Annotated in this window: 10 protein-coding genes; all 10 read right to left on the bottom strand. The window is 37.9% G+C overall.

Annotated features, from left to right (window positions below; genetic code table 11):
• Positions 1-66: 66 nt before the first annotated feature.
• Positions 67-765, bottom strand: a complete 699-nt coding sequence (locus tag AC2CGN_RS05320) for a hypothetical protein (protein WP_429981290.1) — start codon at positions 763-765, stop codon at positions 67-69.
• 125 nt (positions 766-890) lie between these two features.
• Positions 891-1,859 (bottom strand): P1 family peptidase, encoded by a 969-nt coding sequence (locus AC2CGN_RS05315; protein ID WP_484512557.1) that lies wholly within the window; start codon positions 1,857-1,859, stop codon positions 891-893.
• A 405-nt stretch (positions 1,860-2,264) separates the two neighbouring features.
• On the bottom strand, positions 2,265-3,392 hold the full coding sequence (locus AC2CGN_RS05310; protein ID WP_429984992.1) for a conserved virulence factor C family protein: 1,128 nt from the start codon (positions 3,390-3,392) through the stop codon (positions 2,265-2,267).
• Positions 3,393-3,405: 13 nt separating this feature from the next.
• The gene (locus tag AC2CGN_RS05305) at positions 3,406-5,292 is read right to left on the bottom strand and encodes an ABC-F family ATP-binding cassette domain-containing protein (RefSeq protein ID WP_484512555.1); all 1,887 of its coding nucleotides are present in this window, start codon (positions 5,290-5,292) and stop codon (positions 3,406-3,408) included.
• 433 nt (positions 5,293-5,725) lie between these two features.
• Positions 5,726-6,340, bottom strand: coding sequence for an HD domain-containing protein (locus tag AC2CGN_RS05300; protein WP_484513164.1), 615 nt, complete (start codon positions 6,338-6,340; stop codon positions 5,726-5,728).
• A gap of 749 nt (positions 6,341-7,089) precedes the next feature.
• Positions 7,090-8,133: an S-methyl thiohydantoin desulfurase domain-containing protein gene (locus AC2CGN_RS05295; protein WP_484512553.1), complete on the bottom strand. Its 1,044-nt coding sequence runs from the start codon at positions 8,131-8,133 to the stop codon at positions 7,090-7,092.
• 16 nt (positions 8,134-8,149) lie between these two features.
• Positions 8,150-9,724: an OPT/YSL family transporter gene (locus tag AC2CGN_RS05290; protein WP_484512551.1), complete on the bottom strand. Its 1,575-nt coding sequence runs from the start codon at positions 9,722-9,724 to the stop codon at positions 8,150-8,152.
• Between the two features lie 22 nt (positions 9,725-9,746).
• The gene (locus AC2CGN_RS05285; RefSeq protein ID WP_286923869.1) at positions 9,747-10,499 is read right to left on the bottom strand and encodes an IclR family transcriptional regulator; all 753 of its coding nucleotides are present in this window, start codon (positions 10,497-10,499) and stop codon (positions 9,747-9,749) included.
• A 16-nt stretch (positions 10,500-10,515) separates the two neighbouring features.
• Positions 10,516-12,195: a hydantoinase B/oxoprolinase family protein gene (locus AC2CGN_RS05280; RefSeq protein WP_429981282.1), complete on the bottom strand. Its 1,680-nt coding sequence runs from the start codon at positions 12,193-12,195 to the stop codon at positions 10,516-10,518.
• 3 nt (positions 12,196-12,198) lie between these two features.
• Positions 12,199-14,235 carry a hydantoinase/oxoprolinase family protein gene (locus tag AC2CGN_RS05275; protein WP_484512548.1) on the bottom strand — a complete coding sequence of 679 codons (2,037 nt, stop codon included), beginning with the start codon at positions 14,233-14,235 and terminating at the stop codon, positions 12,199-12,201.
• Positions 14,236-14,383: the final 148 nt, after the last annotated feature.

Genomic DNA, 14,383 nt, shown 5'->3' with positions numbered 1-14,383 from the left:
ACAAAAGCGCAAGAAATCAATTTAGACACTTTGATTTCTCGCGCTTTTTAAGGTTTTGACTAACATCTACTTTTCACTCATAAAATGTTGAATATCCTCTGATAAAATGGCCGTTTCTGACGGATGCCAAAAATATGTATTACCGTCATAGTGAACACCGTATTTATAGGCTGTGGGTTCATCTGTATATAAGATAATCTGATAGCTTATTGGATCTCCAGCGCTTGTATTCGGTTGAAATGCCGGAGCGTCATTACTATTCGATAGGATTTCTAGAAGGTTCTCCATTTTAGCTTTTTCAGTAATTGTAGCTATCTGCTGATTTCCCGCTGGTGTAGCTGATTTATATATCTCTATCTTTTTTACTTGGTCTAAAGATACATCCTCAAAATGCCATTTGTATTCTGAATTATCAATTGCAAAATATATACGATACCCATTTATAGCGGCTTTATCCTTGACAGCAATGATATTGTCTTCCCCTTTAATGGAATAAAGCTTTGTCCCTTTTTCATGAAACGCAGCATCTCCATCTTTTAATTGATAGGATGAATTTGTAACATTATCAGCCACTTTAAAGCGAACTTCCCCTATTTCTTTATCTATGAATGATGCATCGGCTAATTCACTATTCAGAACACCAGTATAATCATGATCGTTCCATTGGATAAAATCTACCCAGTCAATTACTGATTGACCGCCTATAAAAGGTTGACATCCCGCTAAGTAGATTAAGAGGATACTAAGCATTAACCATTTTTTCATCACCATCACCCCTTCAAAATATAGTAAGAAGTTGGTATAAGGGCACCTCAACCGTAATATAAAGATGCTGTTTGGTCTTACCCCTACTTCCTTTTACTTTACAACGTCATTTCACCAATTCTTCTTCATGTCATTTTTGAAATGCTCGAATAGCTTTCGACGTCTGCCAATTTTTTAGCGGACTTAACAGCAGTAAGTATTGCATCCTCCATCACTTTTGTTGCTAAGTAGCCTATATAGTCCACTGGATAGATTGTATTTCCTGTACCTAGTACAAAAATCGTATCACCATCCAGCATGGTATGAACAGGGTATATTGTCCGGGCAAGAGCATTTTGAGTGAGCTGTGCAATTTTCTTTGCCTCTGCTTTCGTAAGCCTGGCATTTACCGCAACTACACCAATAGTCGTATTTGTACCCGACAATGCTTCAGATTGCACATGCTCCTCTAAATATGCACAACAATCAATCCACTCCGCTTTTTCCTTATTCCATGCGCCAGCTAGCGTTTTTCTTGTAGAAGGATCTTTTATATCTCCAACAGCATTTACCGCAACAATGGCACCGACAACTAGATTATCTTTGCCTGCTATAGAAGCACTACCTAGTCCTCCCTTCATGCAAAATTGAGGCCCTGCTAATTTCCCAACAGTGGCACCATACCCAGCACCTGTATTGCCATTTGAAAAAAAGCCAACCCGAGCATTTTTAGCGGCTTCATAGCCCATTGCAGCAGTCGGTCTTGTTTTAGGATTACCAATAAACAAATCAAATAGCACTGCACTTGGAACAATAGGTATTTTGGCAACTCCTGTATCCACTCCAATATCCTGCTCCTCTAAAAATCGCATGATTCCTGTAGCTGCATCCAGCCCAAATGCACTACCACCAGATAAGCTAATAGCGTGTACACGGTCAATTTCATTGATTGGATCTAATGCATCTGTTTCACGGGTGCCAGGAGCAGAGCCTCTTACATCGACACCACAAACTGCACCATTCTCTACTAAAATAGCTGTACAGCCTGTTATTCCTTCCTTATTTTCCACATGTCCCACCTTTACGCCGGGTACATCTGTAATATTTCCAAACATCCATAGTCACCTCTACTTCAAAAAAACTAAATATTCGAATTATTTTATGTAAACACCCTCTTTCGCCGTAGAAGATAATTAAGGAAATCATCATTCCACTAGAAGTCCTGGAGGATAAATGGGGTTAATTTCTATAACCTCACTATTATTACATGAAATCCTTTTCATATTTCCAGTTCATTCAATGATATCATACAACTTTGCTGAAGATATAATCAGTGCTCCGGAAAAACATTGCTTCGATTTGTAACACATGATCTTACAAGCAATTATTAACCAAATTCCTCTCTTTTTTCACGGGTTTTCACCTTCTTTTCGACCGCTCCTCTCTCTTCTAATTTTCAAAAGTAAAAACCAACACCATATTTAACAAATAATTGTTCAAATAGATGCTGGTTTATATAGTTATTGTTGACGTGATTCAGTCATTTGCTTCCACACAGAGCCTTTTGCTTCCTCGCCCTGTTCGATTCGAGCAATCGCCATTTTCACTTGTAGCTTTACCTCAAACTCTTTATCGTCTTCTGCAGCCTTTAATGCAGGTAATGATTGCTCAGTACCTACCTCATATAAATACATGGCTGCTCGCCAGCGAACAAGCTTGTTTTTATCTTGTAAAGCATGCTGCATAGCGTTTTCAAACTCCACAAATCCAAGGTCACTCATACAATCCCCTGCTGTTCGGCGTACGGCTGCACTTTTATCCTGTAATGCCTTTTCCAAATACGGCACAACTGCTACATCCTCAACCATACCTAAATATACAGTAGCCAATCGTCGAATCGACATCTGCTCATCCTCTAAAGCTAAATCAAGCAGAGGTAAGTCATCCAGCTCAGGGTCAGCCATTTGGTCGAGCAACTGGAAACGCTTCTCCCATTCTGGTTGCATAAACTGCTCAACTGTTACTTTTCGCTTATCTGTTTTTATAGCTGCTTTTTCATCATCATTAACGGCTACAACTATTTCTGCTATACGTTCTGAAGAATAAGTGACATCGATCTCCTGTTTGACCGCTTCTGCAATTTCCTCAAGCTCACCATAACGCACACCATAGTCAATCCACTTGCGTTGGAAGATATAATTCTCATCGTCTGCTGTTTCAATAATTTTATTGAAAGCTTCCACAAAGCGTTCACCACAGCTTACACGATACTCTCGTTGATTATCAAATACCTTTACTTGTAGTGGCACCTGCTTATAAAATTGTACATGGACATAAACTTCCCCATAAAATTCATTTGTAGCATGTATTTCGTTTTCTTCTTGTACATTATCTTCCCCTAAAACTTGACGAATACTTGCTAAAATACCTTCCCATGCATATTTCGCATTTCGTTCAACTGCAAAAAAATCAGCCACATGGTAAACGCCCTTGACCCCTTCGATTGCCAAAATTGCTGCAGCTTCACCAGTTGCTTCATTTTTATTATCTTTTGTAAAATTATAGCTTTTTCCAAATGGTAATTCTGTATCCACGACAATCTTCATTGAATTAGGGCTTGGTGTCGGTTCAATTGTTATAATCTTCATGTCTAATCGCTCCTTATCCATTCACAATTTCTTCTAAATAAGACCATCTTTCAATCAAATTTTCGTACTGAGCATTAAGCTCATCTAGCTTTGCCGTTAATTCCTGTAGCTTCGTGAAATCAGAGCCAGCATTCGCAATTCCTTCTTCAGTTTCCATAATGGCAGCCTCTGTTTTTTCAATATCGTCTGCAATCGTTTCCCACTCTTTTTGCTCTTTAAAGGATAGCTTTTTCTTGTCCGATTTTGGCTTTTCCGTTTTAGGTTTCTCAGTCTTCGGCAACTCTACTTTTACAGCAGCCTCCTGCTCACGTTTTGCCAAATACTCACTATAAAGATCCAGTGTCTCCTCTACCTGACCCTGTCCATCTAAAATCCAAAGCTTTTTAGCAATTCGGTCAAGGAAGAAACGGTCATGAGATATAGTGATCACAACACCAGGGAAATGCTCAATAAAGTCTTCCAGCACGCCCAATGTTTCAATATCCAAATCATTGGTAGGCTCGTCTAGTAATAGAACATTCGGCTGCTCCATTAATAAATGTAATAAATGAAGGCGTTTACGTTCCCCACCAGATAATTTACCGATTGGCGTCCCATGTGCATGGAGCGGGAATAAGAATCGCTCCAGCATTTGAGCTGCAGAGTAACGCACCCCCTCTGCATCTGTAATATCATTGGAGGCTTCACGAATATATTCAATCATGCGCTCATTTTCATTCATTTTCGGTAACGTCTGTTTGAAATGTGCTAGCTTTACTGTTGAGCCAACAAGAATCTCACCTATATCCGGTATCAGCTCACCTGCTAGCATGTTCAATAATGTTGATTTTCCTACCCCATTGGCACCAATAATACCGATACGATCACCTTGTTGGAGTATAAATGAAAAATTTTCAAGAATTTTTTGCTGTCCAAATGCCTTTGAAATGTTTTCAGCCTCTAATACTTTTCGACCAAGTCGTGTAGTAGCTAGCCCCATCTCTAACGAAACATCCTCAGTTTTATGCTCTAGGTTTTCTTCAAGTTGTTCAAATCGTTGAATTCGTGCCTTTTGTTTTGTTGAACGTGCTTTCGCGCCGCGACGAATCCATTTCAATTCTGAGCGATAGCGATTGCGGTCTTTTTGGGCAGAGGCTGCTCTCATTTCTTCACGAATAGCACGGGCCTCTAAATAGTCCCCATAATTCCCTATATGACGATACAACGTTTGATCAGCTAGCTCGTAAATATGCGTAGATAATTCATCTAAAAAATAACGATCATGGGTAATAAAAATAACGGCCCCTTTTAATCGTAATACCATTTCTTGCAACCATTCCGTCGATTGTACATCTAAATGGTTAGTAGGCTCATCCAATAAATACAGATCTGCAGGCTCAATTAACACCTTCGCTAAAGCAACCCGCTTTTGCTGACCACCTGACAGTGTTAATACTTCCTTATCGAATGTCTCAATGCCAAGCTTCGTTAGTGCTGTTTTTGCTAGTGCATTGACATCCCATGCTTGCTCCTCATCCATACGCTGCTGCAAGCTAAACAACGTTTTTTGTAGATTTTCTGAGGTAGGGTTTGAAGCAAGAGCCGCTACTGTTTCCTCATATTCACGATTTAACTTTAAAATGGGGGAATCTCCTGCAAACACAGCCTGCAAAACCGTTTCTCCACTAGCAAATGTAGGGTCTTGTGGCAAATAAGCAACCCGATATTTATTAGGTCTATCAATATTCATTGAATCTGCCTCAATCTGCCCAGCTATTATGGACAATAAAGTGGATTTTCCCGTTCCATTAATTCCAATTAAGCCAGCTCGCTCTCCCTCATAAATTGTAAATTCAATATTTTGAAAGAGCGTTTTATCGCCCACTGTTTTTGTTAAATTTTGTATAATTAAATGACTCATTCCACTATTCCATCTCTTTCACGCTTAATATGTAGACGTATTATTGATATCCATTATTAATCATAACACCAAACGACTGGTAAACAAAGAACAACAAACTGAAGAGTGTAGGTCTATCATGAGTGTGCTGATTGATCGTTATCTATTTTTCTTTATAAAATTTGGGGACACTGGTGGTGGAATTCTTTCCACGAATCATCTTCTATCATCATGAGACTGTACAAAATTTTGATATAAAGCTTAACCAAACCTATATGTAAAAAAAAGGCATAGGTGTGCAATTTTAATGCGACACCTACGCCTTTTTCATGATTCATCATTCTAAACCTGCTTGAACTTGGAAATGCGAAGCAAATAGAATATGAGTGTTCCATTTCCTGTAATATCCAGAGTAGTTTCAGGCAATAGAATCGCTGATTAAACGCTCTTTACTTTATCGGCCAATCTCCTTTTGTAACTGCTGTAAAAAGCCTTCCATAAACTGATGGCGTTCATTAGCCATTTGCTTGCCTTTTTTAGTTGTCATTAAATCCTTTAAGAATAAAAGCTTCTCGTAGAAATGTGTGACTGAGGATGTATTTTTAGTGCGATATTCTTCCTCCGTCATAGTTGTTCGCGCTTGTTCTGCTGTGTCATACAGTTTTCGCCCCTTTGCACCACCATATGCAAATGTACGTGCAATTCCAATAGCTCCAATGGCATCTAAGCGATCAGCATCTCGTACTATTTTTGCCTCAATAGATGTTGCTTCAAGCTCATTCCCCCCATTAAATGATACTTGAGCAATACAATCTTGAATATGCCGCTTTTTATCTTCGCTTAATGTTAACTCAGCAATTAGCTGATTTTCTTGCTCTTTATTATTGGTATACTTTTTATCACTTACATCATGCAGCAGCACCGCAATTTTCACGACTTCCGCATCTGCTGCTGGCTCACTATGTAAAATGTCCATAGCATTTTGGTAAACGCGTTCAATATGCTGAAAATCATGGCTGGCATCAAACTGCTCATAAATGCTTCGTACTTTATCCATCAAATCGTTCATGTTCTTCACTCAGTCCCTTCTTTTGCTATTATACTGATAAGTGATATTCTGCAGCAATAAAATTTAGATAAACAAAACGTTTCAATTGACTAATTTTTCAGAATATTATATGATACATATACAGAACAACTTTCTTGTTCTGTATCTCACTATTTCAATGTACGGTAACTATGTTCTTCACAGATTAATGATTAACTTCAGCGGGCTTACAATTGAATAATGTGTTACAAGATGATGTATGTAAACATTTACCAATCATCTAAGAAAAAAAATAAAAGTGAACACTTTCCCTTAGAAATTCTTTGTTTTAACCCGCATAGTGTTTGTACAAATTGAAATAGATGAGCAGTCTGTTAGGCTTGTTTCCACGACCATGAAGCTTAGTTCATATGTTGCAAGTGTACATTATTTTTGTCATTAATTGATGTTACCTTCTTTTATTCAATACAGAATAAGAATGAACGTAGCTTCTCCCTTTAATGAAAAATGTGTACAATCGTTTGCTGACATGATGTAAATAGCTGGCTAATTAGAGTTGTGTGAACAATAAAAGATAATTTATGTAGGCAAATTTTTTCGAGTTACATTTAAGCCATAGAAGAAGTATTATGCTATGAAGGAAGTAGGAACAATTTTTATGTACAGTTATACCCACCCGCTGAAGGGACAATAAAAGCTGCCCATCTCACTTACATGTAGATGATGGCAGCTTTTATTTATTAGGTTTCCGTCCGATATTTCCTACATTGTTATAGAACCTTACCAATAATCCTGTCAATTTCCTGTAGCAGCTCTGCATTTTTCATTGTTGAGCTTAAATATAAATGGCTTTGATCAACTTGAATAACAGCTATATGCATACCTTCTTTAATGCTAGCACTTGGTACTGGCACCATCCTTTCAATATCAAATGTCATCATTAAATCTGGAAATCTCGATTGGATCATTCCTGCCTTTGATAATGTCATATATTCATTCCAGAAAGTTAATTTAACATCCTCAACCGTTAAACTACCAACGTCAAAGCCATTTTCCTTTAAGAGAGAAAAATCCTTCACTTTTCCAGATACGATATGCTTGCCTTTTAATAAATGAATAATATTTTTTAACTTCTCCTCTATTGTTCGCCCTTTTAGGAAGCTATATCCGAGCTCAATAGCGGCAGATATTGCTTTTGGTGCACCGTGCTCCTTCAAATAGCCTATTGTTACTGGATTACGAGTCACCGCTACCAATCCTCCAGCTAAAATAGAAGCATGACGAACTGTTTTTGCTGTGTTTTGTAAGTTTCCTTCAGCAAATCCTTGAATAGCGTAATTCTTTTTCCCACCGGCATAAAATTGAACCGATTGATAATCTAGTTGCTCATGTAGACTTAAGGAACCCATAATGCCAGTCGGGTGGGCTCGTCCATTACAGGGAGCATCGACGACTGGTACGTTTAGCAATACCGATTGTAGCCAGCCATTAATTGTCGTTATGGCACCATTTTCATTTGTAATAATTCCTTTTAGTCGATGGTCCATATACGCATTCATTTGTTGATAACTCCAGCATAACTGTTTATTGGATACATATTGTTCCTCCGCTGAAGGTGCTCCAACCATTGCTACGCACGCTACTAAATCTTCTTGATTTAATGCCGTTATATCGATAAGCTGAGGTTGTCCAGCAGCGAAAATTTCCTCCACTAACTTTAACCCTTCCTCTAGGAGGCCACCACCGCCGCCTCCGAGGATTGCACCCCCATAAACAGCGGCTAAGCCATCTTCATACGTTAACACTTTTACCATTTGCTCTTACTCCTTTCTATTTTCCTATCTTAAGAATGGAAGAGAAGAAGCTATATAAAGCGTCTCCAGCTATAACACCTGCTGCAAAGACGGTCATTTCAGACTCTCTCTCACCTTTCGTTACAGAAGTGAAAATAACACGAAGTAAAATACCGACTAATACAGCCCAACCAGCTATAGGATTAATAAGTAATAAACCGGTTGCAAACAGAATACCCATTTGTCTCTTTGAGCCACCAATTAATTGAATCAATGCCCCGGGAATCGCCCATAGCAATAGCTGCTTCGCTACGTCTCCAGTCACTCCTGATTGGATAGTAGCTGCATATACATGATTGACAGGTGCTACTAAATCCTGCGCAAAATAAGATTGATACGATAGTAAAACAACAACTGCAGAAATTGAAAAGGCTAGCATACCTGCAATCATTTGCTGTTTACGCCCTTCTTTTTCTAATGCAGGATCACTACCGTTTCCGCGTAAAATAAAACCTGTTTTCAAGTCATAGCCCATATCAGCAAATGCTACCCCTGTTGCCGCACTATAGCCAGCTAACAAAGCAAGAGCGGGTGCTGGGAATCCAATTAATATACCGACAATTAGCGTAATAAACGCTACTGCGAATGCGGGGAACCAGCCTGCATGCATCGCAGCAATCCCAACAATAAGCTCGTGCACAAATGCTGCAATTGTTGCAAAAATAATAAAGCCTACTAACATACCAAAGGACATATGTGAAATAATACCACCAAATACAGCGATTAATAACGAAATCGCTAAATAAGCAATAAAGCCTACACCAAAACCTTGTCGAATTTCTTTTGGATCTTTCGAATAGATTAATTCTTCTGATTTTTCAGTCGCTCTTTTACTTAGTAAAGTAAAAGCAACTTGGAAAAGGGCTACAATGCCCGCTCCAATCATAATGCCATGTGGAATATAATATTCATTTAAATCGACATTAAATAATTGGACAGAATATCCTCTTAATAAAAGACCAATTCCAAACATTGTAAGTGCCCAAATATTTCCGATAAATGCTACCCCAAAAGCTGACATTGGAATTTTAAGAACAGACCCCACAATACCGATTAACACCCCACCAATTAATACCTTTGCATTTTTACCGCCTTTATCGCCAGCTTTAATGGCTTCAGCTGTTGCAATCCCTGGTGGCCAAGTACCTGTTGCTGGGAAAATCTTTGTATCAAAAAATTTATATAATAATAAAGCATCCACAAACATCGCTAAAATAACACCAATAAACAAAGGCAATACTAAATTTTCATAGCCTAAAACATACGGAATACCGATTGGTAACATTAGGCTACTCGCTGCACTAAAAGTAGCCGATGATATCGCCGTTTGTATAATATTTTGTCTATGCACGGATTTGAAAGCAATTAGCTTACCAATTGGAATTCTTCCTAAAATCATCGCAAATATAGCCCCGATGATGGATGTATTAGCAGAAATCCCCAAAGTCGTAATCAGCTGTATCCCAATAATTGCCCCTACGACAGATGTTAAGACAATCATTAGTAGAGTTACAGGCTCTAAAGCCCGCGGATGTAATACTTTATTATTCATAGTGTCAGCTCCCCTATTGTTGTTATAGTTTAGATATGTGTGATTGAATTTGATGAGCAATTTTCACTAACTGTTCAAGCATGTATTTCTCCCTTTGTTCGTCAATGTCATATACTAATCCAGAAATCGTCAAAGATGCTATGATTTCTTTCTTATGATTGAATAATGGTACACTTATACCAAAAGCATGTTCATTATACTCCCCTACAGTAACACACCAATTGTTTTGTCGTATGGCTTGCAGTTCCTCTTGTAAATTAGCAAGAAGTTTTTTATGTTCCTCATCAGACTGCTTTTCATGAAAATAGGCTAATAATTCAAGCTGTCTTTCTTCGTCTAAATAGGCAAACATAACTTTACAGGAAGCACCGATATAAAGTGGTGTTTTTGTACCTAATGACACCGCATACTTTATATTTTTATTACTTTCAGCAATTTTTGCTGTCACACCATACTCATTATCCATATAAGTTAGAAATACGGATTCATTGATTTCACTCGCAAGACTTTGCATCAATTCATAAATTGTAAAATGCGGGTCACTTGTATTGGAGAGCGCATCATGAAATATAAACATTTTATAACCTAATTTATATTTTTTCGTTGCTTCATCCTGTAATAAATACCCTGCTTCTGTAAATGTATTGATTGTTCTTTGTACAACACTAGTATGCAATTTTGTCATGCGTGAAATTTCACGTACACCTAATGAGCTTTCTGTAGTTGCGAAGCATTCTAGTATATCCAATGAGTTTTTTAATGTCTTGACAGTCATTTATATATTTCTCCTTTTATGCGTTTTGGTAACCGTAACGTTTTTTAGCTACCTCTAAAGAAATATATCCATTTACCAAATCTTTTTCAATCGCTTTCGTACTTCTCTCTTTTGGATTGCCATAGCCACCCCCTGTTGCTGTGACAAGCTCAATACGATCTCCTTTTTGTAATTCATAATTGGCGAGTACTCCTACTGGCCCCACCTTTGTACCATCTTTTTTATGAATAATGAGATAGTTATGTGAGCCTTCCTCGCCATCATTTAAGCCAAATGGTGCAAATTGATGTCTACCTAAGTTGACGGAAACCTTTTGACCATCATGATTAACGGTATAAACTCGGCGTACACCTAAGCCGCCTCTAAATTGCCCAGCACCAGCCCCATCGCAATTTAAGCTATATTCATCAATTTGAATACCATATTTTGTCTCCGCAATTTCAATAGGAAGATTATACGTTTCTCCATCTCCCATACAATATTGCCCGCTTTGACCATCCTCATCATTTGACGCTCCCCAACCACCTACAGAAGGTTCAACGATTAAGAAGGACTCATTATTTTCAGGATTTTTACCTGTTAAGATAAAAGTGCAAACCGACTGCAAATGTCCTGCTGATAATCTCTCTGGTAAATATGGCGCAAGAGCCTTCCAAATTAAATCTGCCGCTCCAATACGTGCCTCAAAGTTCATGGATACTGGGTGTGGGCGTTTAGCCGAGACAATGGAATTTTCATCCGTTAAAATAGTCAAACGTTTAAAGACTCCCTCGTTAATCACATCAATATCGCCGAGTAATGCTAAGAACATGACACGAACACTAGCCATTAAGCCGAATTGTGAGCAGTTTACTGGCACATTCACAGCAGGATGTGAGCCTCTAAAGTCACAGATAAATTCTTCATCACTAATCGTTACTTTCACTTTTATTGGATAAGGTCCACCCTTTAATGGATCACCTTCAATAAAGTCCTCCGCATAAAATTCACCCTTTGGTAAATGTTGAAGCTCAAGCTCTACAATTTTTTCACCCTTGTCCAATAATTTTTGAATGGACAGCTTCACAGATTCAGCACCAAATTTCTGACAAAGCTCTGCAATTCGTTTTTCACCTGTTTTTAAGGCTGCTACCTGTGCAAACATATCGCCAATGGATAGCTCTGGTAAACGAACATTCGTAGAAATAATTTCATATATACCTTCATTGAGCTCGCCCTTTTGATAAAGCTTCACCCCTGGTAATTGGAGACCTTCCTGATAGATTTCGTTCGAATTACTTGTAAATGAGCCAGGGTCCATTCCCCCTACTTCAGTCCAATGTGCTTTATTTGCAGAATAAGCAATAATTTCTCCATTATAGAAAATCGGTAAAACCAAACCTACATCCGATAAATGCGACCCTCCACCAACATAAGGATCATTAATAATGATGACATCTCCTTCGTTTAATTTCTTTCCATTATCATATTTTTCAATGACACGTTGAACCATAGGACTTAGCATCCCAATAAAGCTTGTCACCCCATTACCTTGGCTAATCAAATTACCCTTGGCATCCGTTAGACCACAGGCATAATCTAACACTTCATAGATAACGGGACTCATGGATGAACGAGCTAATGCAACAAACATTTCATCGCCAATTGCCAGCAATGAATCCTGAATAATTTCTATAGCAAAAACATCTTTTTTCATGTTTTATTTCCCCTCCATCTCTACAATTAGATTGCCGTATTTATCTATTTCAATAGATTGTTTTTCATTTATCACAACTGTAGATGTAGGACTTTCTACAATAGCAGGACCAGCAATCACATAACCAGGTACTAATTTTTGTTGATCGTAGACATTTACCTCTACCCAGCCTGCTTCCTTGACATATAACTTTCTTGTTGCTTTTATACAAGTAGAAGCGTCAATATGTGAGAAATCTAACTCCTTAAACTGGACCGCTTCATCTTTCCCATAAATTGTGAGATGTAAATTCACTAGCTCTATTGGCGTCTCTGGTAAATCAAAAGAGAACTCCTGTTTATGTTTGACATGGAATGCTTTTGCTAATTGAGTTAGCTCTTCTTCATGAAGCGCAATATTTGATGCATTTAATTTAACGGCATGCTCCTGACCTTTATAGCGCAAATCGTAATTTATCTCGAAATAATAATGTTCGTTTGATAAAGGTGCTTCGGCATAAGCATTTTCAATTGCTTCATCAATATTTTTTTGAATAGTAGCTAGATGATGATGATCAAAATTCATTAAACATGTTTGAATATAATCTTGTCGGTATTCTGTCATCATCATCCCTAGTGCTGAAAAGACCGATGAGCCATACGGTATAATGACTTTCTTCATGCCCAATTCCTGCGCTAAATTAATCGCATGTAGTGGACCCCCACCGCCAAAGGCAACCATTGTAAAATCTTCGGGGTCATAGCCTTTACGAATAGAAATTAGCTTGAGCGCATTTAGCATATTAGAGTTGGCAATATCTAAAATCCCTTGCGCAGCTTCTTCTGCTGTCACATTAAACGGCTTTGCGATTGCTTCAGTTAGTGCCTCCTCTACTTTGTCAATAGACACTGGATTATCGAAGTTTTCTAATGATAATCTGCCTAAATAGACATTTGCATCTGTAATTGTTGGCTGTGTATTGCCTAAGCCATACGCAACTGGTCCTGGATTTGCACCTGCAGAATCTGGACCAACCTTTAAGGAGCCAAATTGATCGACACGTGCGATGGAACCACCACCATTACCGATTTCAACAATATCAACAACAGGTGTTTTAATCGGATAACCAGCAAATTTTTCATTTCTTTCAATATAGTAATCTGTTGTAACATTTACCTTTCCTTCTGTAATAAGTGAACATTTTGCTGTTGTTCCGCCTACATCAAAGGCAATGATATTTGACTCATTTAAAAGCTCCCCTAGCTTGGCAGCACCAAACATACCTGCTACTGGACCAGATTCAACGAGATTAATTGGTAATTCCATCGCTTTATCAAAGCTTGTCGTGCCTCCATTTGATTGCATAATTTTCAAATGATCTGTTATTCCGATCGTGCTTAATTTTTCTTTTAAGTTTTTTAAATAAGCATGTGCAATTGGCTTAACATATGAATTTAAAACAGTTGTATTTGTTCTTTCGTATTCCCGATATTCTTTAATCGTTTCGCTTGAAAGTGTGATATACACCTCTGGCCAAAGCTTTTCAATTTCTTCCTTTAGCTGTAATTCATGAATTGGGTTTTTATAGCCATGAATCAATGAAATGGCAATAGCCTCTACACCCAATTCCTTAAATTTGCGAACAATATCACTAACTTCCTTGGTATTAAGCGCTTTCATAACATTTCCTTTATAATCGATGCGCTCATCAATTTCTTGCCGCAAGTACCGCTCTACAAAAGGTTCAGGTTTTTTATACTTAAAATTATATAAGTCTGGACGATTACCACGAGCAATCTCCAATACATCACGGAAGCCTTTCGTTGTAATTAACCCAACTACGCCCCCTTTTCTTTCCGTTAATGTATTAATAATGACTGTTGAACCATGAATAAATGACTCAATCAGTGAATCTTCCGTCACATGTCGCCCTAATACATTTAAAATACCATCCTCAAAATGACCTGGAGTTGTATGTCCCTTGTCAAAATGAAGATTTCCCTTCTCATCTGTATAAACTAGGTCGGTAAAAGTACCACCAATATCTGTTGCGATTTTCAAGTCTTCATCCCTCCGTGTTCCTATTATCGGAACAGTGTTCCAATTAAGAATTAAATAAATTATATGTAAAAGAGAAAGAAAATTCAATGTATTTTTTAAATAAAAATTCATTTGACAATTAAATTTATAGTAAAATTCCACTTTTTCT

The sequence above is a fragment of the Lysinibacillus sp. DFXJR4 genome (genome assembly GCF_057196045.1).
The sequence above is the reverse complement of the archived record's forward strand: the minus strand, read 5'-3'. Positions and strand labels throughout refer to the sequence as shown.